General features: G+C 70.4%; 22 protein-coding genes. 6 read left to right on the top strand and 16 right to left on the bottom strand.

What is annotated here, in order from left to right:
• Positions 1-87: 87 nt before the first annotated feature.
• The 6 genes from folE to dacB form a co-directional block, all read right to left on the bottom strand.
• Complete coding sequence (gene folE / locus ACBJ59_RS14430) at positions 88-666, bottom strand: GTP cyclohydrolase I FolE (protein ID WP_364115779.1); 579 nt, start codon at positions 664-666, stop codon at positions 88-90.
• Positions 663-2657, bottom strand: coding sequence for an ATP-dependent zinc metalloprotease FtsH (ftsH, locus tag ACBJ59_RS14425; RefSeq protein ID WP_364115782.1), 1995 nt, complete (start codon positions 2655-2657; stop codon positions 663-665). Before ftsH ends, folE begins: the two co-directional genes overlap by 4 nt.
• 237 nt (positions 2658-2894) lie before the next feature.
• Positions 2895-3446: a hypoxanthine phosphoribosyltransferase gene (hpt, locus tag ACBJ59_RS14420; protein ID WP_375110667.1), complete on the bottom strand. Its 552-nt coding sequence runs from the start codon at positions 3444-3446 to the stop codon at positions 2895-2897.
• 10 nt (positions 3447-3456) lie between these two features.
• A complete protein-coding gene (gene tilS / locus ACBJ59_RS14415; protein ID WP_375110666.1) occupies positions 3457-4461 on the bottom strand; it encodes a tRNA lysidine(34) synthetase TilS in 1005 nt (334 codons plus the stop codon).
• 345 nt (positions 4462-4806) lie between these two features.
• A complete protein-coding gene (locus ACBJ59_RS14410; RefSeq protein WP_375110942.1) occupies positions 4807-5883 on the bottom strand; it encodes a zinc-dependent metalloprotease in 1077 nt (358 codons plus the stop codon).
• A 46-nt stretch (positions 5884-5929) separates the two neighbouring features.
• Positions 5930-7351 carry a D-alanyl-D-alanine carboxypeptidase/D-alanyl-D-alanine-endopeptidase gene (gene dacB, locus ACBJ59_RS14405; RefSeq protein ID WP_375110665.1) on the bottom strand — a complete coding sequence of 474 codons (1422 nt, stop codon included), beginning with the start codon at positions 7349-7351 and terminating at the stop codon, positions 5930-5932.
• A gap of 84 nt (positions 7352-7435) precedes the next feature.
• On the opposite strand from dacB, the gene ACBJ59_RS14400 reads away from it, so the two are divergent.
• On the top strand, positions 7436-7927 hold the full coding sequence (locus tag ACBJ59_RS14400; protein WP_106243463.1) for an inorganic diphosphatase: 492 nt from the start codon (positions 7436-7438) through the stop codon (positions 7925-7927).
• A gap of 7 nt (positions 7928-7934) precedes the next feature.
• On the opposite strand, the gene ACBJ59_RS14395 is transcribed toward ACBJ59_RS14400, so the two are convergent.
• The 4 genes from ACBJ59_RS14395 to ACBJ59_RS14380 form a co-directional block, all read right to left on the bottom strand.
• Positions 7935-9035 (bottom strand): NlpC/P60 family protein, encoded by a 1101-nt coding sequence (locus ACBJ59_RS14395; RefSeq protein ID WP_375110664.1) that lies wholly within the window; start codon positions 9033-9035, stop codon positions 7935-7937.
• A gap of 79 nt (positions 9036-9114) precedes the next feature.
• Positions 9115-10536, bottom strand: coding sequence for an RNA polymerase sigma factor (locus tag ACBJ59_RS14390; RefSeq protein ID WP_375110663.1), 1422 nt, complete (start codon positions 10534-10536; stop codon positions 9115-9117).
• 123 nt (positions 10537-10659) lie between these two features.
• On the bottom strand, positions 10660-11460 hold the full coding sequence (locus tag ACBJ59_RS14385) for a hypothetical protein (protein ID WP_375110662.1): 801 nt from the start codon (positions 11458-11460) through the stop codon (positions 10660-10662).
• 64 nt (positions 11461-11524) lie between these two features.
• Positions 11525-13135: an ABC-F family ATP-binding cassette domain-containing protein gene (locus ACBJ59_RS14380; protein WP_375110660.1), complete on the bottom strand. Its 1611-nt coding sequence runs from the start codon at positions 13133-13135 to the stop codon at positions 11525-11527.
• 122 nt (positions 13136-13257) lie between these two features.
• On the opposite strand from ACBJ59_RS14380, the gene ACBJ59_RS14375 reads away from it, so the two are divergent.
• From ACBJ59_RS14375 to ACBJ59_RS14355, 5 genes are all read left to right on the top strand, one after another.
• Positions 13258-14421 carry a DUF4185 domain-containing protein gene (locus tag ACBJ59_RS14375; protein WP_375110659.1) on the top strand — a complete coding sequence of 388 codons (1164 nt, stop codon included), beginning with the start codon at positions 13258-13260 and terminating at the stop codon, positions 14419-14421.
• Positions 14418-15431 (top strand): DUF4432 family protein, encoded by a 1014-nt coding sequence (locus ACBJ59_RS14370; protein WP_375110657.1) that lies wholly within the window; start codon positions 14418-14420, stop codon positions 15429-15431. Before ACBJ59_RS14375 ends, ACBJ59_RS14370 begins: the two co-directional genes overlap by 4 nt.
• Positions 15428-16198 (top strand): SDR family NAD(P)-dependent oxidoreductase, encoded by a 771-nt coding sequence (locus ACBJ59_RS14365; protein ID WP_375110655.1) that lies wholly within the window; start codon positions 15428-15430, stop codon positions 16196-16198. Before ACBJ59_RS14370 ends, ACBJ59_RS14365 begins: the two co-directional genes overlap by 4 nt.
• Before the next feature lie 280 nt (positions 16199-16478).
• Positions 16479-16898: a peptidase inhibitor family I36 protein gene (locus ACBJ59_RS14360; RefSeq protein WP_364115816.1), complete on the top strand. Its 420-nt coding sequence runs from the start codon at positions 16479-16481 to the stop codon at positions 16896-16898.
• Positions 16899-16978: 80 nt separating this feature from the next.
• A complete protein-coding gene (locus ACBJ59_RS14355; protein ID WP_375110653.1) occupies positions 16979-17809 on the top strand; it encodes a hypothetical protein in 831 nt (276 codons plus the stop codon).
• Here the strand turns inward: ACBJ59_RS14355 and ACBJ59_RS14350 are convergent.
• From ACBJ59_RS14350 to ACBJ59_RS14325, 6 genes are read right to left on the bottom strand one after another with little or no spacing between them, the layout of a single operon-like run.
• Positions 17768-19204, bottom strand: coding sequence for a S10 family peptidase (locus tag ACBJ59_RS14350; RefSeq protein ID WP_375110652.1), 1437 nt, complete (start codon positions 19202-19204; stop codon positions 17768-17770). The genes ACBJ59_RS14355 and ACBJ59_RS14350 overlap by 42 nt on opposite strands.
• A gap of 9 nt (positions 19205-19213) precedes the next feature.
• Entirely contained in the window at positions 19214-20440 is a 1227-nt protein-coding gene (locus ACBJ59_RS14345) for an enolase C-terminal domain-like protein (RefSeq protein WP_375110651.1), read from the bottom strand.
• On the bottom strand, positions 20437-23370 hold the full coding sequence (locus ACBJ59_RS14340) for a glycoside hydrolase family 38 C-terminal domain-containing protein (protein WP_375110650.1): 2934 nt from the start codon (positions 23368-23370) through the stop codon (positions 20437-20439). Before ACBJ59_RS14340 ends, ACBJ59_RS14345 begins: the two co-directional genes overlap by 4 nt.
• Positions 23367-24179 (bottom strand): carbohydrate ABC transporter permease, encoded by an 813-nt coding sequence (locus ACBJ59_RS14335; RefSeq protein ID WP_375110649.1) that lies wholly within the window; start codon positions 24177-24179, stop codon positions 23367-23369. The genes ACBJ59_RS14340 and ACBJ59_RS14335 overlap by 4 nt, the downstream gene beginning before the upstream one ends.
• Positions 24176-25024, bottom strand: coding sequence for a carbohydrate ABC transporter permease (locus ACBJ59_RS14330; RefSeq protein ID WP_375110648.1), 849 nt, complete (start codon positions 25022-25024; stop codon positions 24176-24178). Before ACBJ59_RS14330 ends, ACBJ59_RS14335 begins: the two co-directional genes overlap by 4 nt.
• Positions 25021-26271: an ABC transporter substrate-binding protein gene (locus ACBJ59_RS14325; RefSeq protein ID WP_375110647.1), complete on the bottom strand. Its 1251-nt coding sequence runs from the start codon at positions 26269-26271 to the stop codon at positions 25021-25023. Before ACBJ59_RS14325 ends, ACBJ59_RS14330 begins: the two co-directional genes overlap by 4 nt.
• Positions 26272-26284: the final 13 nt, after the last annotated feature.

The raw sequence follows: 26284 nt of genomic DNA, 5'->3' as shown, positions 1-26284 counted from the left end.
CCCGGCACGCTGATGGGCACGCTAGTCATGGGCCAAGCCTAGGCGCTTCCCCACACCTGGTGACATCGTGGGTACCCCGTTCGGTCTTCAGCGGCCCAGGATGAGCGCCATGGCCTCGGATCGGGTGCTGTCACTGGTGCGGAAGCTGCCGCGGACGGCCGAGGTGACGGTCTTGGCGCCCGGCTTGCGCACGCCACGCATCGTCATGCACAGGTGCTCGGCCTCGACCACCACGATGACCCCGCGCGGCTCCAGCACCCGCATCAGCGAGTCGGCGATCTGGGAGGTCATGCGCTCCTGGACCTGGGGCCGGCGGGCGAACACGTCGACCAGGCGAGCCAGCTTCGACAGGCCCGTGACCTGGCCCTTCTCGTTGGGGATGTAGCCCACGTGGGCCAGCCCGTGGAACGGGACGAGGTGGTGCTCGCAGGTCGAGTAGACCTCGATGTCACGGACGAGCACCATCTCGTCGTGGTCGACGTCGAAGACCTTGTTGAGCACCTCTTCGGGCGTCTGGCCGAGCCCCGAATACTGCTCGGCCATGGCGCGGGCGACCCGGGACGGAGTCTCGAGCAGGCCGTCGCGATCGGGATCCTCGCCGATGGCGTAGAGGATCTCGCGAACGGCCTTCTCGATCCGCCCCAGGTCGACGTGGTCCTGCGTCACGCACTGTCCCCTGACGGCAGGGCGTCCTGGTGCCCCGTGGTGAGCGAGCCGTTGGCCGACTGCTCCTTCGGGGTCAGGATCGGCGGGCGGTCGGACGGGAGCCGCTTGCCGTAGCCCGCGTAGGACGGACGGTGCTCCTTCACCACCACCGGCGCGAAGATCTGCAGCACCATGTCGCGGGAGAGGGTCTCCTTCTCCATGAGCTGCAGCACCAGGTTGTCGAGCACGTCGCGGTATTCGACCAGGATGTCCCACGCCTGGTCGTGCGCCGTCTCGATCATCCGGCGGACCTCCTCGTCGATCGTGGAGGCGATCTTCTCGGAGTAGTCGCGCTCGTGGCCCATCTCGCGGCCCAGGAAGACCTCGGCCTGGCCGGTGCCGAACTTGCGGGCGCCGAGCTGCTCGCTCATGCCGTATTCGGTGACCATCCGGCGGGCGACGGCGGTGGCCTTCTCGATGTCGTTGGAGGCGCCGGTGGTGGGCTCGTGGAAGACGAGCTCCTCCGCCGCGCGGCCGCCGAGCAGCATCGCGAGCTGGTCCATCATCTCCGACCGGGTGGCCAGGAACTTGTCCTCCATCGGCAGCGTCATCGTGTAGCCGAGCGCGCGGCCGCGGGACAGGATCGTGATCTTGTGCACCGGGTCGGAGTTGGGCAGCGCGTGCGCCACCAGCGCGTGACCGCCCTCGTGGTAGGCGATCATCTTCTTTTCCTTGTCGGACATGACCCGCGTCTTGCGCTCGGGCCCTGCCATGACACGGTCGATCGACTCCTCGAGGACGTCCATCGAGATCAGCTTCTGGTCGGCCCGCGCGGTGAGCAGGGCCGCCTCGTTGATCACGTTGGCCAGGTCGGCGCCGGTGAACCCGGGGGTGCGGCGCGCGATGACGTCGAGGTCGACGTCGGGCGCGAACGGCTTGCCGCGGCCGTGGACCTTGAGGATGCCCTTGCGGCCCTCGAGGTCGGGGCGGTCGACGGTGACCTGCCGGTCGAACCGGCCGGGACGCAGCAGCGCCGGGTCGAGGATGTCGGGCCGGTTGGTGGCGGCGATGAGGATCACGCCACCCTTGACGTCGAAGCCGTCCATCTCGACGAGCAGCTGGTTGAGCGTCTGCTCGCGCTCGTCGTGACCGCCGCCCAGGCCGGCGCCGCGGTGGCGGCCGACGGCGTCGATCTCGTCGATGAAGATGATCGCCGGGGCGTTGGCCTTCGCCTGCTCGAACAGGTCGCGAACACGCGAGGCACCGACACCGACGAACATCTCGACGAAGTCGGAGCCGGAGATGGAGTAGAACGGCACACCGGCCTCGCCGGCGACGGCGCGGGCCAGCAGCGTCTTACCGGTGCCGGGCGGGCCGTACAGGAGCACGCCCTTGGGGATCTTGGCGCCGATCGCCTGGAACTTGGCCGGGGCCTGCAGGAACTCCTTGATCTCCTGGAGCTCCTCGATGGCCTCGTCGGCACCCGCGACGTCGGCGAACGTGGTCTTGGGGGTGTCCTTGGTGATGAGTTTGGCCTTCGACTTCCCGAAGTTCATCACCCGCGAGCCGCCGCCCTGCATCTGGTTCATGACGAACAGGAAGATCAGCACGATGATGACGATCGGCAGGAAGCTCACCAGGATGCTGACGAGGAAGTTTTCCTGCGGCACGTCGGTGGTGAAGCTCTTGGTCTTCTTCGCGGCGACCTGAGCTTCCAGCTCGTCGGTCAGCTTGGCGCCATAACCGGTGACCCAGTAGGACTGGATGAGTTTGGTCGGGGTGTCGCCCTGCTTGACCACGATCGGGCTGTTCAACGTCAGCTCGATGCGCTGGTCCTTGTCGACGATCTTGGCGTTGCTGACGTTTCCGGCGCGAATCTGCTGAAGAACCGTGGACGTGTCCGCCTGCTTGAAACTACCGCCGCCACTCCAGAGCTGGGTGACGAGCAGGAGCAGCACGACGATGCCCAGGATCCACAGCAGTGGCCCACGTGTAAATCGCTTGAGATCCATCCGATGCGGAACCCCTTGCGGGCCCGTCCCTTCCTGACCATGGCCTGGAACCCCGGGCATGCCCGGGGCCGCGGCATCCGACACCGCGACTTCTGACTACCCGAAGGGGACGCACGGTCACCCTTCCGGAGTCTGAAGGTACACCGGCAGAGCGCACGGAGGGACCCGCCGCTACACCGGCCTTGCCCTATCAACGTACGTCACGTTGCGCGATGTTCCCGGCCATGGCGGAGAGTGCTACTTATAAACGTGTGGTGCCAGAGTTCCGATGAACGGCAGGTTCCGGTATCTCTCGGCGTAGTCGAGCCCATAACCGATGACGAACTCGTTGGGAATGTCGAAGCCCACATATTTGACGTCGATCGGCACCTTCACGGCATCGGGTTTGCGCAGCGCGGCGCAGATCTCCAACGAGGCCGGATTGCGCGACTTCAGGTTTTCCAGCAGCCAGTGCAGGGTCAGGCCGGAGTCGATGATGTCCTCGACGATCAGCACATGACGGTTCAAGATGTCGGTGTCGAGGTCTTTCAGCACGCGCACGACGCCGGAGGACTTGGTGCCCGCACCGTACGACGACACCGCCATCCAGTCCATCTGCACCGGGACGTGCAACGCTCTGGCCAGGTCGGCCATCACCATGACGGCGCCCTTCAACACGCCCACGAGCAGGATGTCCTGACCCGCGTAATCCTCGTCGATCCGCCCGGCAAGCTCTTTGATCTTCGCCTGGAGCTCGTCCTCGGGAATGAGGACCTTTTCCAGGTCATTGCCCATGTCGGCAGCGTCCACCTGTGGTTCCTTACGGGATGGGACTGATGGCGAATATCAGGGTGCCATACCGCCGTGCGGCGGCCAGACCCCCGGGTAGGTCCACGGCCTTCTGCCCGCGCCACCGCGTGATCAGCCGGTCCACGGCGAGCACATGGGTGGCGGACAGGGCTCCGGACGGGGCGCCCGCGGCGAGTGCCGCCTTCCGCAACACCCTTCGCCTGACGGCATCGGGCAGCTTCTCCAACTCCGCCACCGCGAGCTTTATCGACACGCCGATATCGCTAAGAGCGCAATTCTGGTACGCCGTCTCGGCCCATTGATCGAGCGCGTCCGCGTCCTCGCGCGCCATCCCGGCAGTCCTGGCGAGCGCCTCGGCCACCCCCGGACCGAGCTCCGCCTCCAGCACGGGCAGCACCTTCCGGCGGACGCGGACCCTCGTGTAGCGGGGGTCCTCGTTGTGCGGGTCGTCCCAGGGGTCGAGACCCAGGGCCCGGCAGGCGGCGACGGTGGTGGATCTGGGGAGGTGGAGCAGGGGGCGGCGGTAACGGCCGGCCGTGGCGGCCATGCCGGACAGCGAACGGGGCCCGCTGCCCCTGGCCAGGCCCAGGAGGACCGTCTCGGCCTGGTCGTCCCTGGTGTGGCCGAGCAGCACGACCTCCGCTCCCAGGCGGTCGGCGGCCTCCGCCAGGGCCGCGTACCGGGCCTCCCTGGCCGCCGCCTCCGGGCCGCCCGCCGTGCCCACCGTCACGGTGAGCACCTCGGCCGGGGTCAGGCCCAGCCGGTCGCGGGCCAGGTCCGCCACCGTCCTGGCGCGCTCGGCGGAGCCGGGCTGGAGCTGATGGTCGACGGTGAGCAGGCCGGCGCGCAGGTGCATGCGGGGCGCGACGAACGCGAGGGCGGCGGCCAGGGCCAGGGAGTCGGCTCCGCCGCTGCACGCGGCGAGGATCAGCGCGCCTTGCCGTACGTCGGCCAGCGCCTCACGCACTGCCCGGCGGACGTCGGCTACGGCTGGTTGTGGGCCCACGGCTGCCATTGTCCCGGCTCCCCACCCACCACCGCGCCACCCACCCGCCCTGGACGGCCGGTCACGGTGAAGGGGCGCCGACCGCCGCGGCGCTGCGCACGCGCGCCCGACCCGCCGATACGCCCCGCGCGGGCACCGTGAACGGGCGCCGGGCGCCGCCGCACCGCCACCCGCCGGTGCGGGGCGGCTTACGCGGCCCGGCCCGCCGAAGACGCCCGGGTGGGGACCATGAACGGGCGCCCAGCTCCACCGCGCCGACCCTCCGACGCGGCGTACGCGCGCGGCCTGCGCGGCGAGCGGTCAGGCGGGTCAGGCGGGTCAGGCGGAGGGGTCGGCGGGCGATGGGTGGACGGGTCAGGCCGGGAGGGCCGGGGTGCCGATCACGCGGCTGATCCAGGCGTCGGGGTCGGCGATCTCCTGGGTCGTCGGGAGGGTCTCCGGGGACGTCCAGACCTTGTTGAAGCCGTCCATCCCCACCTGGCCGACCACCTTGCGGACGAAGGCCGAGCCCTCCGCGTACTGCTTCATCTTGACCTCGATCCCCAGCAGCCGCCGCACCGTGCGGTCCAGGCGGGAGCCGCCCTCGCGGCGCTGGGCGAACTTGGCGCGGATGTCGGCCACCGAGGGCACCACTGAGGGCCCCACCGCGTCCATGACGTAGTCTCCGTGGCCTTCCACGAGGGTCATCACGGCGGTCAGGCGGTCGAGGATCTCCTTCTGGCCGGGCGACTGGATGGCGTCGATCAGGTTGCCCTCCCCGCCGCGCACCACGTCGGCCACCGTGTCGGCGGCGTTGCGGAGGCGTTCGAGGAGTGTGGGCAGGTCGAGGTCGGAGGCGAGCAGGAACTCGGTCATCTGCGAGCGCACGTATTCGCGCAGCCAGGTCACCCCGGTGAACTGCACCCGGTGCGTCTCCTCGTGGAGGCAGACCCACAGGCGGAAGTCGTGCGGGTTGACGTTCATCTCACGCTCGGCGTGGACGATGTTGGGGGCGACGAGCGTCAGGCGGCCGGCGGCCTCCTGGCCCGTGGGGTCGGGCGGGAGGAACAGCTCGTACTGTCCGAGGACGCGCGAGGCGAGGAAGGCCAGCACGGCCCCGACCTCGACGCCCGTGATGCGGGAGCCGACGGCCGTGACGATGGCCGGCGGCGCGTTGGAGCCGTTGCTCATGCGCTGCGTCAGCGGTTCGAGCACCACGCGGAAGCCCTCGACGTTCGCCTTGATCCAGCCGGGCCGGTCCACGATGGTCGCGGGCTGCGGCGCGGTCTCTGTGTGGATCTTGGTGAACTCGCGCACGTGGCCCTCGGCCTCGCGTGACAGGGTGCGGAGCTCGGTGACGGCCTGCCTGGCCTCCTCCCGGCTCACCTGAGGACCGGGGCGCACCAGGCGCGTGCCGGTCGTGACGGCCAGATCCCAGTCGATCACCTGCATAACGTCCACCGTACGTGGTTCTCCTCGACGCTGCGAAGGACCGCCGTCACGAACGTGCGACGGTCGCCGCCAGCCGGTCGAGCACGGGCTCGGCGTTCACCGGCACCTGGTCGGCCATGAACGCGAACGTGACCAGCCGCCCGTCCTTGGTCGTCGCCATCCCCGCCAGCGTGTTGATGTTGTTGAGCGTGCCGGTCTTGGCGCGTACGAGGCCCACCTGCCCCTTGCTGTCCTTCCCCGTGAACCGGCGGCCGTTGCCCAGCGTGCCGGTGAAACCCGCGATCGGCATGCCGGAGGCGATGGCGTGCAGGTCGGGGTGGCTCGCGGCGCCGGCCAGGGCGAGGGCCTTGGCCAGGGCGTTCGGGCTGATGCGGTTGCGGATGGACAGGCCGCTGCCGTCGTCGAGGGAGACGTTCTGGGCCACGCCGAGGCGCTGGAGCACGGCGACCACGGCCTTGGCGCCGCCCGCGAAGGACGCCGGCTGGCCCTCCTTGAGCGCGACGTGCCGCATCAGGGCCTCGGCGAGGTCGTTGTCGCTGCGGGTGAGGGTGTGCTCGACGAGGGAGTAGAGGGGGGCCGAGTCCACCTTGCCCAGTTCGGGGGCGTTGGCCGGGGCCTTGGCCGGGCGTACGGACTTCGCGACCGAGATGCCCTGCTTGGTGAGGAGCTTGGCGAAGGCGGCGGCGGCGTATTGGGGCGGGTTGGGCACGCGCGGGCTGCGGAAGCGGGGGTCCTGGCGGCCCTCGTCCATGGTGAGGGCGTAGACGGGGGCCACCTCGCCGTCGGGGATGTAGTTGGGCTTCCAGCCGGGGGCCTTCGGGGTGCCGGTGAACAGGGTGGTGTCGTACGACAGGGTGACCTTGCGGATGCCCTGGGACTTGAGGGTGGCGGCGGTACGGGCGGCGAGCGTCGCCAGGCCGGCCTGCTTCGGGTAGGTCGGCTTGGCCGAGGGGCCGGCGAGGAGGGGGTCGCCGCCGCCGACGAGGACGACGGTGCCCGGCTTGGGGCCCTGGACGGCCCTGGTGGACAGGCGGGTGTCGGGGCCGAGGGAGGCCAGGGCGGCGGCGCAGGTGACGATCTTGGTGGTGGAGGCCGGGGTGACCGCCATGTCGGGGTTGGCGGCGAAGAGCTGCTCGCCGGTCACCGTGTCGATGACGACCGCACCCACCCGGCCGCCGAGCGCTTTGTCACCCAGGGCGCTGGTGAGCTGCCGCGTCAAAGTACCCTTAGTCGGGAGAGGTCCGTCTCCTGACCTCGCCGACAGCTGGGCCAGCACAGGCCCGGAGGTGACCACGGGGACGGGGGGAGTGCCTTCCGCCGGTGACGCCGTCGGCTTGGTCGGTGAAGACCCGCTCGTCAGCGCGCCAAGGCTGAACTCGGTGGTCATCGCGTAAACGCCGGTGACGATCGTCAGGGCCTGGAGCACGGCGAGAGTGGTCAGCATCACCCACCGGTCGCGCCGCGCCACGTCGCCTGCCCTCTCTCCTGTGTTCGCTTACGAGACATTAACGCCCAGCCGGGGGTGCCCGGGGGCCTGAGCGGAGGAACCGCGGTGGAGTTCGACGTTGTCGTTGAGATTCCCAAGGGGCAACGGAACAAGTACGAAGTGGACCACGAGACCGGGAAGATCAGGCTGGACCGGCTCCTGTTCACCTCCACGCAGTACCCCGCCGACTACGGCTTCATCGAGCACACCCTCGGTGAGGACGGCGACCCGCTGGACGCGCTGGTGCTGCTGCAGGAGCCGACGTTCCCCGGCTGCTACATCACGTGCCGGGCGGTGGGGATGTTCCGCATGACCGACGAGAAGGGCGGTGACGACAAGGTGCTCTGCGTGCCGTCCACCGACCCCCGGATGCATCACATCCAGGACATCCATCACGTGTCGGAGTTCGACCGCCTGGAGATCCAGCACTTCTTCGAGGTCTACAAGGACCTCGAGCCCGGCAAGTCCGTCGAGGGCGCCAACTGGGTCGGCCGCATCGAGGCCGAGGCCGAGATCGAGCGCTCGTTCCGGCGGGCCAAGGAGGAGGGGCACCACTAGAGCCCCCTCAGCGGGGCCTGGTGGCGCCCACCAGGTCCCCGCGCCAGATCGAGGCGACCCGCACCACGTCGCCGGTCTGCGGAGCGTGCACCATCTGGTCGCGCCCGACGTAGATCCCGACGTGGTGGATGGTCGATGGGTCGCCGGTGTGGGCGAAGAAGAGCAGGTCGCCGCGGCGCAGCTGGTCCAGCGGCACGTGCGGGCCGGAGGTCCATTGCGTGCCGGTCCAGTGGTCCAGCCGCACGCCCGCCTTCTCCCATGCCCGCATCGACAGGCCCGAGCAGTCGTAGGTCTCCGGGCCGTCGGCCGCCCACACGTACGGCTTGCCGAGCTGGGTGAGCGCCCAGTTCGCGGCCGCGTCGCCCATGGTCGACCCGCCGGCCACCAGCCCGGCCAGGGCCGCCGCGCGCCGCCTGGCCAGCAGCTCCGCGCGGCTGCGGGCGGCGTCCACCTGGCGCTGCAGGCTCTCCTTGCGCGCCGTGAGCTCCTTGGTGTCGCGCCGCTGCGCGGCCACCGCGGTCTCGGCGGCGATCTTGGCCTGCCGGGCGCGCTCGGCGGCCGCCTGCCGAGCCGCGTACGCGCCCTCGGCCTGGGCCCGCAGGATCGCCGCGACCTCCTGGGCGTCGCGCATCCGGCCCAGGATCGCGGACCGCTCACCTCTGAGGTGGCCGAGCACTCCCGCCCGGTGCAGGAACCCGTCCGTGCCGCCCTGGTCGAGGAGCATGCCCACGACCGGCTTCATCAGCCCCAGCCCGCCGTAGCTCTCCGCCGCCAGCAGGGCCACGTCCCGACGGGCCAGCTCCACCTCGGCGTCGGCCGCCGTCAGGCGCGCCCTGGCCTGCGCGTACGCCTGCTCGGCCTGCCGGAGCCGGACGACCTCCCCGTTGTACGCCTCGACCAGCCGCTCCACCTGGGCGGCCAGCTCGTCCAGCCGAGACTGCGCGGTGACCAGCTCGGCGGTCGTCCGGCTGAGGTCCTGGGACCGGTCGCGGACGGCCTGCCGGGCCTTCTTGACGTCGCGCGAGGAGGGGCCGGGCTCGGCCTCGACGGGCGGGCACAGGGCGACCAGCAGGCAGCCCGCGAGGAGCCCGGCCCGAAATGCGCGCATAGGTCCCCCTGACCACGGATGGTTACTCTATGCACACAGTTCCCGGCCATTCACTCACGTAACGTAAAGACTCCTCACGTCAGCTCGTCGTCTCCGACGGGGTGACCGACGGCTCCTCGGTGGGCGTGGGGGTGGCCGTCTCCGTCGGCGTGGCGGTCGGGGTCGGGGTCTGGGTGGGAGTCGGGGTGGGGGTGGGCGTCGGGGTCGGGCAGGGCGTCCGCGTGCCGGGGCCGGACGGTTGCGGCTCCTCGGGCGCGTCGGTCGGCGGGGCCTTCGTCGGGGGCTCCTCCGGCGGCCGGCTCGGCTCGGGCCCGGGATCGGAGCCTGGGTCGGGCTCGCCCGGAGGCGACGACGGGGGCGGGCCGCTGGTGGGCGAGGACTGGACGTACGACGGCACCGCGGCCGGCGGCCCTGGCGTCGGCGACCCGGTCACCCCGAGGGGCTGCGTCGAGGTGCTGTCGAGGATGGGCACCACGGTCAGCGGCGCGTCCTGGGGATCGGCCCGCCAGGGCAATCGGATCCCGGGCGGCTCGCCCGTCGCCGGGAACGCGGCCGTCGCGACACCTGTCACCCCACCGTTCTCCCTCCCGATCTGATCGAAGATCACCGCTATCGCCACCACGGCCGCGACCGCCGCCAGCGCGCCCGCCAGCGCCTGAGGCCACTTCCGGCCCTGCCTGCCCGCGGAAACGGGAAACCCGGCGGCGCCCAGCACACCGCTGCGCCTGGCGACATAGCGGCGGTAGGGCAGCAGCTCGGGATCGACGAAGCAGCTCATCACCCTGATGCGCAGCGAGTCGGGCAGGACGGCCCCGGGCAGCAGCTCGTAGACCTTCGCCGCCGAGATCTCGCGCGCGCGGTGCGGCGCGCAGACCTCGCAGCGCGGAAGGTGCCTGACGAGGTGCTCGCGCATCTCCTGGGTCAGCTCGCCGGAGAACCCGGCCAGGATGCGAGCGCGCCGCGGGCAGTCGTACGGGCCCTTCCTGGCCAGGATCTCGGCGGTGATCGCGTCGCGCAGGCGCTCGCGGGCCTCCGCCAGGAGCAACTCCACCTGGCGCGGCGGCAGGCCGAGCACCTGGGACAGCTCGGCGGCGGGCAGCTCGTGCCGGTGGACGAGCTCCAGCGCCTCCCGTTCGGCCAGGGGCAGGCTCTGCACGGCGTTCCACGCCATGACGCGCAGGTCGGCGTCGGCCGGATCATCCAGTGGGGGCGCCTCGGCCAGCGCCTCCGCCGCGCCGGGCGGCGCGGCGGCCCTGCGGCGCAGGCACTCGACGCGGGCCAGCGCGTAGAGCCAGGCGGCCAGCCGGTCGGGGTCGGCCAGGGCACCGGCGTGCGCCTCGGCGGCGATCAGCGTGTCGCGGAGCGCCACCTGGGCGCTGTCGGCGCTCAGGAGCAGGGACCAGCAGTAGCGGTAGACGCTCTCCGCGTACGCGTCATAGAGCGCGGTCAGTGCTCCTGGATCACGGGCGCGGAGTGCTTCGACCAGGACGCGGTCATTCATGTAACCGAAGGTAATGGATCGGTAACTAGTAGTTCTACCGGTTCCACGCCGATGGCATCGCTTGTCGGGCAGGACGCCCGAATTCCGTGCTGATAATTCGGGCTATCGCGCTATAAAAGCGATTTACTGCTTGTGCTCGGAAACTACCTGTGTGCTCCGGTCCACCACGAACGGCTCGCTCGTCGGCTTGACCGTGTGCATGGGCACGGCCCCGGAAAGGGCCAGGTCCTCGTACGGGCGGCCGGTGGATCCCCAGGTCCTGGCGGCGATCTCGGTCTTGGCCACCTCGGTGCCCTTCGGCAGGCCGGTCACGGTGAGAATGAAGCGCGGCGGGCTGCCGGCCTCCACCTCGTCCACGAACGTGCTGCCGCCACCGAGCAGTTTGCCCGACTTGTCGCGCAGCAACGCGTTCACGACGAGCGTGGTCGCCGAGATTTTATAAGGATTTCCGACATATCCCGTAATAAGGTATGAGCCATCTTTCTGGCGCATAGTCTGAACACGCGAGATCGGGAACCGCTGGAAGGCCGAGGCGATCCGCGCCGCCGGCCGCCACTGCGCGGGGCGGTACTGGATCGTCACCTTGGCCGGCTTCTGCGTGGCGCTGGCCTGGCCGGTGAAGGCCAGCGACCCGCCCGGCGGCACGGCGTCGAGCGGCTGGTCCATCTTGAGCACCTCGGCGCCCTTGGCGTCGTGCCCGACGATCGTGGCCACCACGTGCTCGCCAAAATGCCACGGGTTGGCGTTGCTGAGCACGCCGGCCCAGTTGACGGCGTACCCGTCGGCGGACTTCACGATATTCGAGACCTGCTCCTTGAGAGCGAGCGGCTTGAGCTGTTGTACGGGCTGTTCCTCACTCGCGCACCCGGAGAGGCAGAACGCCCCGAGTGCGAGGAGGCTGACGGTTCGGCTACGCGGGATCACTTTGCCGTGATAACCCGAGCATGGGTACGGCTGGCAGTGGACACGCGCCAGCCGTACCAAGTCTTTAACGCTGGCGGACCACTCTGGCCTCGTCCCAGACCGGTTCGGAGGATTCGTAGACGTTGCCGTCGGAGCCGAAGACCAGGTAGCGATCGAAGTCGGCGGCGAACCAGCGGTCGTGGGTGACCGCCAGGACCGTGCCGTCGAACGCGTCCAGGCCCGCCTGCAGCGCCTCCGCGCTGGCCAGGTCGAGGTTGTCGGTCGGCTCGTCGAGCAGCAGCAACGTGGCCCCGGACAGTTCGAGCAGCAGGATCTGCAGGCGCGCCTGCTGCCCGCCGGACAGCGTGTCGAAGCGCTGCTCGGCGATCAGCCCGGCCAGCTCGTAGCGGGCCAGGGCCTTCATGGCCTCGTTCTTCAGCTTGGCGTGCTCGGCCATGACGATCTCGACCGGGGTGCGGCCGAGCAGGTCGGGCCGGGCGTGGGTCTGGGCGAAGTGGCCCGGCACCACGCGGGCGCCCAGCCTGGCCGCCCCCTCGTGGGCGATCTGCTCCCCAGCCAGCAGGCGCAGGAAGTGGGACTTGCCCGAGCCGTTGGAGCCGAGCACCGCGACGCGCTCGGAGTACCACACCTCCAGGTCGAACGGCCGCATGAGACCCGAGAGCTCCAGCCCCTCGCAGATGACCGCGCGCTTGCCGGTGCGGCCGCCGCGCAGGCGCATCTTGATGTTCTGGTCGCTCGGCGCCACCTCCGGCGGCCCGGCCTCCTCGAACTTGCGCAGCCGCGTCTGGGCCGCGTGGTAGGCGGCGGCCATGCCGTCGTTGTAGCGCGCCTTGTTCTTGAGCATGTTGACCAGGGCCTTGAGCTTGGCGTGCTCCTCGTCCCAGCGCCTGCGCAGCTCGTCGAGGCGCTCGTTGCGGGCCTTGCGGGCCGCGGCGTACGTGGTGAAGCCGCCGCCATGAATCCAGATATTTCCGGACTCGACGGTGATGATGCGGCCGACCGCGTTCGCCAGGAGCTGGCGGTCGTGGCTGACCAGCAGCACGGTCTTGGGCGTCTCCTTGAGCTGCTGCTCCAGCCACTCCTTGCCGGGGACGTCGAGGTAGTTGTCGGGCTCGTCCAGCAGCAGCGTCTGGTCGGGCCCGCGCAGCAGCGCCTCCAGGACCAGGCGCTTCTGCTCCCCGCCCGACAGCGTCGACACGTCCCGATATTTCACCCGGTCGAAGGGCACGCCGAGCGCGGCCACCGTACAGGTGTCCCAGAGCACCTCGATGTCGTAGCCGCCGGCGTCGGTGTAGTCGCTGATGGCCTGCGCGTAGCGCATCTGCGTCTTCTCGTCGTCGCGCTCCATCATGGCCAGCTCGGCCGCGTCGAGCCGGTCGGCCGCCTGCCGCACGGCGGGTGGCGCGACGCTCAGCAGCAGGTCGCGCACGCTGCTCCCGTCGCGCACGCTGCCGATGAACTGCCGCATCACGCCCAGCCCGCCGGAGCTGGTCACGCTGCCCTCCACCGGCTGCGCGTCGCCGGCGATCAGGCGCATGAGAGTGGTCTTGCCCGCGCCGTTGGGCCCGACGAGCGCCGCCTTGACGCCTTCGCCGATCCTGAAGGACACGTCGTTGAGCAGGGGCCGCCCATCGGGCAGCACGTATGTCAAATGTCCTACTTCAACGTGGCCCATCCTGGCAGGGTAGCCGCCGCCCGCCACGCGGTCACCCGGATTTCCGCTCGCTCACACAGGCCCTAGACAGTAAGTGATCTAATGACTAGAACTGTAGGGAACCCCCTCCCCTAGGACAAGTGATGACGCGATTCCGCACTGCCCTCGCACCCCTCGCCATCGCGTTGCTCGGCCTCACGGCCGTACCGCAGCAAGCCTGGGCCGCCCCGCCCAAACCCGTACCGACCGTGCAGGGGAAGCAGGCCGCCACGGCCGCCTCCCCCTGCGCGCCCACGGTCACAGGGGCCACCACGAACGCCCGGCTGACCAGCCTGTTCACCACCCACGGCAACGACAACAGCAGCCTGAACGACTGGACCGGCGCCGACGGGACCTACTCGCTCAGGCTGCCGAGCGGGCGGGAGCTGTGGGTGTTCTCCGACACCTTCCTCGGCCGGGTCGACCCCGACGGCTCGCGGCCCCCGGTGGTCGAGGAGGGCGGTACGACGGTCTTCCTCAACAACTCCTTCGCCGTCGAGCGGGACGGCCGGCTGTCCACCATCCATGACGGCACGGCCGCGAAGCCGGAGGCCGTCATGCCGCCGCGCGACAAGAACCACTGGTACTGGGCCGGTGACGCGACGCTGGCCGGCGGGATCGTGGAGGTCACCTACCAGGAGTACGAGCGCTACGGCCCCGGGGCGTGGGACTGGCGCTGGCACCGGAACGTGCTGGCCAGGTTCGCCCCCGGGCGGCTCCAGCAGCCGATCAGCGTGCACGACCTGCCGTCGGGGCACGGCGTCTCCTGGGCCTCCGGGACCCTCAAGGACGGGGGTTACACCTACGTCTACGGGGTGGAGGACCTCGGCTCGCCCAAGTACATGCACATCGCCCGGGTCAAGGGGCAGAGCCTGCTCGGCGCCTGGGAGTACCTCAAGGCCGACGGCACCTGGTCGGCGAGCGAGGCCGACTCGGCGCGCGTGATGAGCGGGGTGGCGAACGAGTACAGCGTCAGCCGCGTCGGCTCCGGATACGTGCTGATCACGCATGACACGACCGAGGCGCTGAGCGCGAACATCGTGGCCTACTCCGCGTGCTCCCCCTTCGGCCCGTTCACCGGCAGGCAGCACGTCTACACCACGCCCGAGACCGGCGGGAACATCTTCACCTACAACGCCCACGCCCATCCCGAGATCGCCGGCGGCGGGCTCGTGGTGTCGTACAACGTCAACAGCTTCGTCAACACCGACCACTACCGCGACGTCTCCATCTACCGGCCCCGGTTCCTGGATGTGACGTTCGGGTGAGACGCAACTGGGCGGCGCGCCTGCGGCTCGGCACCATCGCCGGGCTGCGGGCGGTCACGCTGGAGAACGAGCGGCTGCGCGTGACCGTCCTGCCCGGCAAGGGCGGCGACGTGGTGGAGTTCCTGCACAAGCCCACGGACACGGACTTCGTCTGGCTCTCGCCGCAGGGTCTGCGCGACCCGCACGACCACCTCCGGGGCGCGGCCGACGACGTCGCCCAGTTCGTCGACCACTACGAGGGCGGCTGGCAGGAGGTCTTCCCCAACGGCGGCGCGCCGAGCGAGTACCGCGGCGCGCGGCTGGCGCAGCACGGCGAGGTGTCCGGGCTGCCGTGGGAGTGCGCGGTCGTGGCCGACTCCCCCGAGGAGGTCGCGGTACGGCTGAGCGTGCGGACGCGGCGGCTGCCGTACCGGGTGGAGAAGGTCTTCCGGCTGCGGTCGGGCACGGCGGCGCTGGAGATCGAGGGGCGGGCCACCAACGAGTCGGACCTGCCGCTGCATGCCATGTGGGGGCAGCACATCGTGTACGGCCTGCCGTTCCTGCGCCCGGGGGCCCGGATCCGGCTGCCGGAGGGTGTGCGCGTGATCCCGCACGAGAGCGCGATCAACCCGGCGGCCGGGCGCAGGGTCCGGGCCGGCGGGCCGTGGGAGTGGCCGGTCGTGCCGGCCGACGGCGGCGGCGAGACGGACCTGAGCGTGGTGCCGGGGCCGGGCGGGCCGAGCGACATCGTGTACCTGACAGGCTTCGACGAGGGTTGGTACGAAATTTCGGGGGATATCGGTATGCGGGTGGAGTGGGAGGCGGCGCTGCTGCCGTACCTGTGGATGTGGCAGGAGCTCGGCGCGTCCACGGGCTACCCGTGGTGGGGGCGGGCCTACACGGTCGGGCTGGAGCCGTTCTCCAGCATGCCGACCGACGGCCTGGCCGCCGCCGTGGCCAACGGCACGGCGCTGGCCCTGGACCCGCAGGAGACGAAGGTGCTGAGGTTGCGCGCGGAGGTGCTGGCATGAACGAGTTCGGCGGCAAGGTGGCGCTGGTCACGGGCGGTTCGATGGGGATCGGGCGGGCGGTGGTGGACCGGCTGGCCGACGGCGGGGCGTCCGTGGTCTTCTGCGGGGTCGACAAGGACGCGGAGCTGGACAGCGAGCACGTCACCGGCAGGATCGCCGACGTGCGCCGGGCCGGCGAGATGCGCGACCTGGTGGACCTGGCCGTGACCAGGTACGGCGGGCTCGACATCGTGGTGACCTGCGCGGGCGTGCAGCGCTACGGCACCGTCGAGGACACCCCGGAGGACGTCTGGGACGAGGTGCTGGACATCAACCTCAAGGGCGTCTACCTCGCGTGCAAGGCCGCCGTCCCCCGGATGCGCGAGCGCGGCGGCGGCTCGATCGTGATCATGTCGTCGGTGCAGGCGTTCTCCTCGCAGGCGCAGGTGGCGGCGTACACGGCGAGCAAGGCCGCGCTCAACGGCCTGACCAGGGCCATGGCGCTCGACCACGCGGCCGACGGCATCAGGGTGAACGTGGTCTGCCCCGGCTCGGTGGACACCCCCATGCTGCGCTGGGCGGCGGACCTGTGGCGGGGCGAGCTGTCGCAGGAGGAGCAGGTGGCGCAGTGGGGCCGCGCCCACCCGCTGGGCCGCGTGGGCCGGCCGGAGGAGGTGGCGGAGCTGGTGGCGTTCCTGGCGGGGCCGCGCTCGTCGTTCATCACGGGGGCCGAGCACCGCGTGGACGGCGGCCTGCTGGCGCAGAATCCGGCGGCGCTGCCGGAATAGCCGCACCGATCGCCGCGCGAACAGCGTCACGAATGGCTTCCGAATAGGTCTTGCGCAGCCCACGGGTTCCTCCGGTCGCACACCCGAGCTGGCAAGAGTTGCGTCAATGCGACGAAGTCTCCGGTCATACCCCTGATACGAGTGGGTCTGGCGGGCCTGGGCACGCGACCCCTTTCCCGGGGCGCGCAGCCCTTATGGAATCGGCGAGTCACGACGGCTCGTATTCGATTCGGCACGCTAAGTTACGAGGTCGAAACGACTCACCCATGAGGAGAGACCTGTGAGGCTATCCAAGAAGGCCGCCGGCTTCGTCGCCGCGGCCGCTATCTTCGCGGCGGTCGTCCCCGCTGCCGCCGCGGTGGCAAGCCCCCGCTCGACCTGCTACGGCGGTCGTGTCTGCCTGTACGCCGGCTTCGACTACAACCGCGGACAGGTCGACCACTGGCGGGACTTCGTCAAGGACGATTCCAACTTCGCCGACAACAACTGGCTGAACTGGGACTTCAGCAACTCCTGGCACAGCATGAACAACGAGACCAGCTCCGTCAGGAACCGCATCGGCTGCAGCGCCACTCTCTGGCAGCACCCGGGTTACACGGGCGCCCACAGCACGTTCACGCACAACTCGAACGACGGTTTCCTGGCGAACAACGCCATCGGCAACAACCGCACCAGCGCGATCGACATCTGGTGCCACTGAGCAATAAGGGGAGTGCCGGTTTCCGGGCTTGGCCGCCGGAAACCGGCTGCCGCGGTCTCCTCGCCAGCGCGCTGTTGCTGGTGACGACCACCGCGGCCTGCGGCGCCGACGAGCCCGCGCCACCGACGCCCGTGCGGGGCGTCACCAAGGTGTCGCAGCTGGTGCTGCCGTTCGACGCCTACAAGACCACTCCCGAGCAGCGGGCCGTCCTGGGCAACGCCCACAACCACCTCGTCGTCCGATGCATGCGCAAGCAGGGCATCAGCGTCGCCCCACCGGCCGAGGACCCGGCCGAACTCGCCGCCGTGGACCCCGGCAACTCCCGCCGCTACGGCGTCACCGACACCGAGGCCGCCAAGCGTCACGGTTACCACCTGGCCAGGCCGCCCTCTCCCGACACGACCGGCGCCTGGGCCACCAAGCTGCCGAAGCGGACCCGGCACCGCCTGTACGGCACCGCGGCGGACCGCGGCTGCCTGGACCGCGCGACGCTCACCCTGGACAAGGGGGCGCGCAAGGCGGACTGGCCGTGGCTGTCCCTGCAGGACTCGCTCACGCTGGAGCAGGCCGCCAAGCACCCGTCGGTGACGGCGGCGATCAAGCGCTGGCAGTCGTGCATGAGCCAGGCCGGCCACTCCTACCCCGCTCCCGAGGCGGCCATCGCCGACGGCCGCTGGAACCTCGACGAGGCCGCGGTGAGCGAGGAGGAGCGGCAGACCGCGACCGCCGACACCACGTGCAAGTGGTCGTCGGGCCTGGTCGCCGCCTGGTACGCGGCCGACGCCGAGTTGCAGCGGACCGTCATCCGCGACAACCCGGGCCGCTTCGCCGCCCTGCGCGCCAACCTCAGGCAGCGCCTGAGCCGGGCCTCACGCCTGCTCGCCGAGCACGAAGGCGGCCAGGTCCGCTGACTGGGCGAGCCTGCTGGGCTCGTGGACGTACATCATGTGGCCGGCCTCGTAGTACCTGAACTCCACGTTGCCGGCCAGCTCGGCGGGCACGGGCAGGTGGGCGAAGGTGTGCTCGGCGGCGAAGTACGGGGTCGCGCCGTCGTGGTACCCGCAGGCCACGTGCACGCGCAGGTGCGGGTTGGCCCGCATGGCGGCGGCCAGGCGCGAGGCCACCTGCACGTGCGCGTTCTCGAACTCCTTGTACGACCAGGGCCGCACGCGCGAGGTGAGCACCTCGTACGGCAGGTCGTTGGCGTAGCCCAGCTCCGAGCGAAGGTAGTGGTTGAGGGCCGCGCTGTAGGGACCCATGATCGCGTCCATGCTGGGGTCGGCGGTGAAGTGCTCGCGACCGGAGTCGGGGTCCCAGCCGGTGAAGCGGCCGTCGAGCCGCCCCACGATCTGCCGCCGGGAGCGCAGCACCTCCGTGAAGTACCGGATGTGCTCGATGCGCAGGTTCACCCGGTCCACGTAGTCCTCGCTCAGCCCGGTGAGCGCGGCCACCCTGGCGACCGCGGCCGCACGCTCCTCGGGCGTCAGGCGGTTGCCGCGGGTCAGCGCCCACAGGTAGTCGCCGCCCGCGTACTCCTCGGCCTCGCGCAACACCTCGGCCAGCGGCCGGTCCCCGTGCAGCCCGTGGTAGTGCGCGATGGCCGCGTAGGTCGACAGGTAGAGGGCGTAGGCCAGGTCGTTGCCCTCGTTGAACTCGCCCGTGATGAAGTCGAGCACCGAGGAGATCAGCATCACGCCGTTGAGGTACATGCCGTAACGCGACTGCAGGTGGTCGGCCAGCCCGGCGGCCCGCACGGTGCCGTACGACTCCCCGGCCAGGAACTTCGGCGACATCCACCGCCCGTTCCTGGTGGTCCACAACCTGATGACCTCGCCGACGGACTCCAGGTCGCCGGTGAACCCGTGGTACGGCTCCGCCTTCTCCCCCTCGGCCGCCCGCGAGAACCCGGTGGAGACCGGGTCGATGAAGACCAGGTCGCTCACCCGCAGCAGGCTCTCCTCGTTGTCGGCCAGCCCGTACGGGGGCGGCAGCAGCGCCCCGGCGTCCCCCATCACGACCCGGCGCGGCCCGAGCACCCCCAGGTGCAGCCACACGCTGGACGACCCGGGCCCGCCGTTGAACGCGAACGTGACCGGCCGGCTCAGCGGCTCGGCCCCGTCCAGCGTGTACGCGGTGACGAACACCTCGGCCTTCGGTCGCAGACCCTCGAACTTGCCGTCGGTGATCACCTCCTCGCGCAGCACCATGGTGCCGGTGGTGGCGGTGTAGGACTGGCCGGACGGCAGCGTGTGGGAGGTGGCGACGAGGTTGTCGGCAGGCGCGGCAGGCTTTGACTCTTCAGACATATCGCCCCATTATGGTGCGATTTCCCGATGCGGGTCCGCGAAGCGCTCGTTGGGCACCGTGGCGTACCAGCCGGGCCGCCCGGGGTCCCGGTCGTACGGGTAGCCGCCCAGCTCCCGGTAGAGCTCCGCGTAGCGGGCCACCCGCTCCCGGTCCAGCCGCACGCCCAGCCCCGGCCCCGGCGGCACGGCGATGGCGCCCTCCGAGTACGCCATCTTGCCGCCCTCGATCACGTCGTCCCTGAGCTGGTGGTAGTGCGCGTCGGCGGCGTAGGTGAGGTTCGGCAGCACCGCGCCCAGGTGCAGCATGGTCGCGAGCTGGATGCCCAGCTCCCCCGACGAGTGCACGGCCACCCCGAGCTGGAACGTCTCGCACACCCCGGCCGCCTTCACGCACGGCCTGATGCCGCCCCAGAAGGTCGTGTCCAGCAGCACCACGTCGGCGCCCCTGCGCAGGACGTTCGAGGCCAGCTGCTCGAAGTTGACCACGACGGTGTTGGTGGCCAGCGGCACCCGGACCTGCTCGCGTACGAGCCTGAGCCCTTCGAGCCCCCAGACCGGGTCTTCCAGGTAGTCGTTGTTCAGCCCCTCGATGGCCCGGCCGAAGCGCAGCCCCTCGGCCACCGAGAGCACGGCGTTCGGGTCGTAGCGCAGCCGGTCGCCGGGGAACGCCGCGGCCAGCGCCCGGTAGCACTCCAGCTCGTAGTCCGGCGGGAAGACCCCGCCCTTGAGCTTGTGCACGGTGAACCCGTGGGCCTCCTTGAGCGCGGCGGTGTGCGCGACGAGCTGGTCGGGGGTGCGGATCTCGGCGTGGCCGTCGGCGGCGTACCGGAAGAACAGGTAGGAGGCGAACGGCACCTCGTCGCGTACGCGCCCGCCGAGCAGGTCGTGGGCGGGCACGCCGAGATGCTGGCCGACGAGGTCGATGCAGGCGAACTCGATGGCGGCCAGCAGCTGCGTGCGGTTGTTGTAGAGCGAGGCCGTCGGGTTGGCGATCTTGAAGCGCAGCGCCTCCAGCTGGAAGGGGTTGTGGCCCTTCAGGTACGGCATCAGCGCACGGAAGGCCGACTCGGCGCTCTCCCCGCCACCTCCCATCTCCCCCAGGCCGATCAGCCCGTTGTCGGCCTCGACCTCGACGATCGTGCGGACGAACCGGCCCCAGTGGGCGCCGTTGCTGTGCCGCAGCGGCGCCTCCAGCGGCACGGCGACCGTCGTGGCCCTGATGTCAACGATCTTCACTGGCGCGTCCCCCTGACGACGGCCACCCCGCAGGCGGGCAGCCGTACCTCGACCGTCTGTTGCCCCGGCATCGACACCCTGACCTCGACCGGCTCGGCGGCCAGCGACTGCAGCCGCACGCCGTCCCAGCCCAGGGACGTGACCAGCACGTCGGGATGGTCCACGGACACGTACGTCTCGGAGACGTCGGGGCTGTCGGTGATCAATGCGCCCACGAACGGCTCGCACAGCCCGGAGGCCGCCGCCGCGCCGAGCCGCCTGCCCTGGACGCCCGCTTCCGAGGTCACCGCGTAGCGGAACGTGGTCTCGCCCTGCTGCTGCGCCGGGAAGTTGGTGTCCCAGATGTTGTTGAGCGCCCAGGAGTAGACCGTGCCGTCCTCCTGGTCGAGCGTGGGCGGGAACGGCGCGTACGGCATGTGGATGGTGCCGAGCTGCACGAGCGGCGCCTCCAGCGTGGCCCAGGCGACGGTCAGCTCGGGGTCCTCGAAGGCGATCCAGTGCCTGATCGGCAGCATGTACTCGGCCGAGCCGGGCACCCGGGGCACCTCCGGGCCGCCCACCCCGCCGGTCAGCTCCCAGGCGGTGGGCCGGCCGGCGGCGAACGGGAAGGCCAGGAAGACCGCCTCCTTGGCCGGGGTGCCCTGCTTGGCCAGCTGGTAGGTGAGGTCGAGGCGGGGCACGCCGTGGTACAGCTCGATCGTGGTGCGGATCCAGTCGACGCCCTTGCCACTCAGCTCCACGACCAGCTTCTCGCCCACGGCCGTCCGCTTGGCCTCGGTGATGGTGGCGTGCCTGCCGATGGCGCGGTCGCCGAGCAGCGTGCGGTCGTGCGCGCCGACGTGCCCGGACAGGTGGTTGAAGTGCGGGGCGGTGGCGTACTGGTCGTAGACGTACTGGCCGAAGCCGGCCGCCGCGTCGCCGTTGACCAGCTCCCGGCCCGCGCGCTTGTCGAAGATCGAGCTGAGGTAGCCCTCGCGCACGTCGTACGCCACCCGGTAGAACTCGTTCTCGATCACCCCGCTCAGGTCCAGCTCGACCGGCTCGGGGGCCTGGCTCTCACCCGGCACCACGTCGACGCGGGCGTAGCCGAACCCGGCGACGTCCGGGACGACCGCGTGGACGTGCCGCCCGATCGGCCGGGTCGGCCAGTCCACCGGGTCCACGAACTCCTCGTGGTGCGGCAGCGTCCGGCCGGTCCGCGAGTCCACCAGCGCGATCGGCACGTCCACGCCCACCACGTCCCTCGGCAGGAACGCGCGCACGATGTCGGTCCGCGTCCAGGTGCCGGGGTTGAAGACGGCGAAGGAGGCCAGGGCGCCGCCCTCGGTGCCCGACTCCGACAGGGCGGCGGCGAACCTGCGGGTGGCCGCGTGCAGCAGGTCGGCCGCGTCGTCCTGGGCCGAGTACGCGCCGGAGGACTTGCGCGTCCACTGCAGCCCGCCCGAGTCGCCCGCCTCCTCGGCGTCCTCCCACGGGTTGGCCGCGCCCCAGGTGTGCTCGTTGAACAGCGCGACCTTGTCGTAGGCGGCGTCGATCTGCTCGGTGGCGTCCACGCCGGCGATGGTGTGCAGCGTCTCGGCGACGCGCAGGGCCGACTGCGCCCGGCGTACGTACCCGAGGGGGCGCGCGCCGGAGCCGAGCCCGTCGGCCCACCAGTCGGTCCAGTCGCCCTCGTGCACCGCCAGCCGGTCGTGGTAGCGCTCCTCGACGTGCTCGAAGAAGTCGCTGTTCACCGCACTTCTGAGGCGGGGGTAGGCCCACTGCTCGTTCCACCGGCGCGCGATCGACGCGGGCACGATCGACGGCCCGGCGTTGTCGGCGTGCGCGCCCTGCACCCGCAGGTGCAGCACGTCCAGCTCGTACGGCTCCTTCGGCGCGTCCGGCCCCTGCCACCCGAACGTCCCCGGCCCGTACGGGTAACCCCGCGTGGCCAGCGCCGACAGGTAGCGCGGCAGCAGGTCGTCGGCCAGCTCGTAGGAGTCGGTCAGCCCGACCGTGTTGCCCTCCATGTACGCCATCCCGTGCGGCGTGTCGGTGAACCACACGATGATCTCGTTCCCGCTCGGCGCCCGCCACCGGAACGGCCTGGTGAGCTTGTCCCCGCCGTGCAGGTAGGGCACCGACCGCCCGGCCCAGTTGTGGGCGGCGGCCAGATAGCGCACGCCCGCCGAGCTGAGCGCGTCCACCAGCCCCACGACCGCTCCCGGCACGTCGGTGTGCATGGCCGACCTGGTCGCGAAGCCGTACTGCCGCTCCAGCTGGGCGGTGAAGCGCAGCTGGCGGTACAGCTCCTCGGTCGAGCACGCCTCGGTGTGCAGCTGGAACGGCAGCGCCGTCACCTCGATCACGCCGGCCCTGGCCAGCGCGGCGAACGAGTCGACCATCTCCTTGGGCCGGGCGTCGAGCCACTTCAGTGCCGGCATCGACGACTCGACCGTCCACCTGAACTTCGCGTCGTCCGGCCAGGACGCGGTCTCCTCGGCCAGCCGCAGCGCCGCGTCGAGGTAGTCGAGGTGGTGGCGCAGCACCGTGCCCTGCGGGTCGGTGTAGCCGATGTCCAGGTGCGAGTGGTGCACCACGAACACGCTCCACTTGCGCTGGGGGGTCACCGTGACCTGCGCGGTGCCGACCACCCCGGCGTCGTCGCGGCACTCCAGGGTCAGCTCGCGCGGCGCGTCCACCTCGGGCACCAGCAGCGTCACGTCGGTGCCGGACGCGCTGTCCACGCCGACCAGCACGTGCGTGAGCGGCTCGGTGCTGGAGACCCGGACCGCCTGGCGGCCGTCGTGGGTGAACAGCGGCAGCACCGCGACCCGTACCTCCAGCCCGCGCACGCTGATGACGGGCGTCGAGGTGTCGTCGCGCAGCGCCTGCCTGATCCCGTCGTAGTCGGGGCTCCCCAGGCTGCGCTGGAGCAACCGGCTGGTCATTGAACACTCCCTAGAGACAGGCCCCTGGCGAAGAGGCGCTGGGTGGCGAGGAACAGCACGACGGTCGGCAGCGAGACCACGAGCCCGGCGGCCAGGCCGACGGGGACGGGGGTGCCGGCGTACACGTCGGTCATGAGGCCCGCGATGGCGGTCATCACCGGCCGCACGTCCTCGGTCTGCGTGAGGGTCAGGCCGAAGATGAGGTCGTTCCAGATGAAGGTGAACTCGAGGATGAACACGGCCATCAGCGCGGTGAACGAGATCGGCAGGTAGATCCGCCAGAAGATGCGCCAGGTGGTGGCGCCGTCCATCCGGGCGGCCTCGAAGATCGAGAAGGCCACGCCGGTGTAGAAGTTGCGCAGGACGAACGCGGCCAGCGGCACGTTGATGGCCGTGTAGATGAGGATCATGCCGACGCGGCTGTCGTACAGGCCGGCGTCGCTGTAGCCGACGAAGAGGGGCACGAGCAGCATCTGGGAGGGGAACACGGTGCCGCCGAAGATCAGCAGGAACCACCAGAAGCCGTGCCTGAGCCGCAACACCACGATCACATACCCGGCCAGCGCCCCGATGATCACGCCGAGCAGCGGCGAGACGAGGCTGTAGAGCGCGGTGCTGGCCAGGCTCTGCGTGAGGTTCGCGCCCTCCAGGGCCCGGCCGAAGTTCTCCAGCAGCGCGAAGTCGCCGGACGGCACCCACGCCCGGCCCGGATCGTACGACTCCGCCGGCCGGGAGGCGTTCACGAGCAGCAGGTACGTCGGCCCGAGCCAGATCAGCCCGAGCACGACCAGCACGACCCGCCTGATCATGCGGCCGTCACCTGCCTCCGGAGGTACAGGTAGGACGCCAGCCCCGTGACGACGGTCAGCATCACCGCCACCGCCGAGCCGTAGCCGTAGTCGCTGGCCACGAACGTCTCCTTGTACATGGTCACCGCCAGCGTCTCGGAGTTGCGCCCGGGGCCGCCCTGCGTCAGCACCCACACGATGTCGAACGTCTTCAGGCTGGCCACCAGCGCGAGCCCGACCACGACCGCCGTCAGCGGCCGCATGAGAGGCCAGATCACGTGCCGGAACAGCCCCCACCCCGACGCACCGTCGAGCCGGGCCGCCTCGATCGGCTCCTTGGGGATGGACTGCAGCCCGACCACGAACAGCAACGTGTTCACGCCGAGCTGCTGCCACGTCCAGACCGCGAGCATCGCGAACGTGTTGGCCGGCGACTCCTGCAGGAACGCGGTGTCCACGCCCAGCAGCAGGTTGGCCACGCCGTCATGCGACAGGATCGGGCTCCACACCATGGCCAGGCCCGCGCCGCTCAGCGCGTACGGCAGCATGAACGGCACCCGGAACCACGCGCCGCCCTTGATGTCGTAGGACAGCACCGCGACCAGCAGCCCGAGCCCGACCGGCAGCACCATGGTGCCGATCACCCAGATCAGCGTGTTGCGGGTCGAGGTGAGCAGCGCCGCGTCGTCGAACAGCTTGGCGAAGTTGGCCAGGCCGATCCACTGCGGCGGCTCCAGGCCGTCGTACCGGGTCAGGCTCAGGTAGGCCGTCCACAGGAACGGCGCGTACAGCAGCCCCGCGACCAGCAGGGCCGCCGGCGCCACGTAACCGTGCCGGAACCGCCCGAGCATTGGGCGTGCACTCACTGATGCGTGCTCCAGTACTCGTCGGCGGCCTTCTGGATCGTGTCCAGGACCTCCTTGTAGGTGTCCGGCTCGGTGACGAACTTGGAGAAGCCGTCCAGCGCGGCCGTCAGGATGGGCGGCGGCGTGGCCTCGAAGTAGCGGTTGACCAGGCGGTACTTGCCGCCGCCCGCGTCCTTGGTGACGGTTCCGAGCACCTTGTCGTCGATCGTCACCTTGGGGTTGGCGCTCACGTCACCCCGGCTCGTCGCCCACTTCTCCTGGGCCTGCGAGGTCGTCCACCACTTGAGGTACTTCATACTGGCGTCGGGGTCGGCCGCCTTGGTCAGCGAGCACAGCGGCCCGCTCTCGAAGATCATCGAGGTCTTGGGGAGCGACGGGTTGACGTTCGGGATGACGAAGAAGTCGTAGTCGGTGCCGGCCTTCATGCTCCGCTGGGTCATGCTGGTGTTGAACCAGGTGCCGAAGGAGACCATCGCGGCCTTGCCGTTCTTCATCACGTCGCCGGGGTCCGTCTTGTCACCCGGGTTGATGAAATATCCGGCGTCGATGAGCTGCTTCCACTTCTCCATCACCTGGACCACGCCGGGGTCGGTGTACTTCGCCTTGCCGGTGGACAGGCGGTCGTACAGGTCGGGGTCGGTGCCGGCCATGAGCTGCTCGAACCAGACGAAGGAGAACAGCACGCTGGTGTGGTAGAAGGCCTTGACGCCGTTCTTCTTGAGCGTCTCGGCGGTGGCGACCAGGTCCTCCCACGTCTCCGGGGGCTTGAGACCGTACTTGTCGAAGATCTTCTTGTTGTAGAACATGCCCCAGTACGCGACGTTCATCGGCACGCAGTACTGCTTGCCGCCGATCGTGTAGTAGGGGACGAGGTCCTGCGACAGGTCACCGGCCTTGATCGCCTCCTGCCAGACGGCCGTGGTGTCGGCCACCTGCTTCTGCTTGACGATCTCCTCCAGCATCCCCCCGGTCTGCCAGGTGAACAGGTCGGGCTTGACGTTCGTCCGGAACGACGCCTTGATGAACGCCTGGTACTGGGCCGAGTCGGTGTATCCCGTCGGCTTCATGCCCAGGCCGATGCTCTGCTTGGACAGCGCGCCCATCTGGTCGAAGTACTTCGTCCACGCGCCCTTGTCGTTGTACAGCGTCAGTTCGGTCTTCTTCTGCGGCGCCGCGGCGCCGTTGCCACCGCAGGCGGTCAGGACGAGCGCCGCCACGCCGAGCGTGGCCACACGTGACCGGAACATGGGCCGGCCTCCT

Source organism: Nonomuraea sp. MTCD27 (assembly GCF_041950495.1).
In the GTDB taxonomy this organism is placed as follows: domain Bacteria; phylum Actinomycetota; class Actinomycetes; order Streptosporangiales; family Streptosporangiaceae; genus Nonomuraea.
The sequence above is the reverse complement of the archived record's forward strand: the minus strand, read 5'-3'. Positions and strand labels throughout refer to the sequence as shown.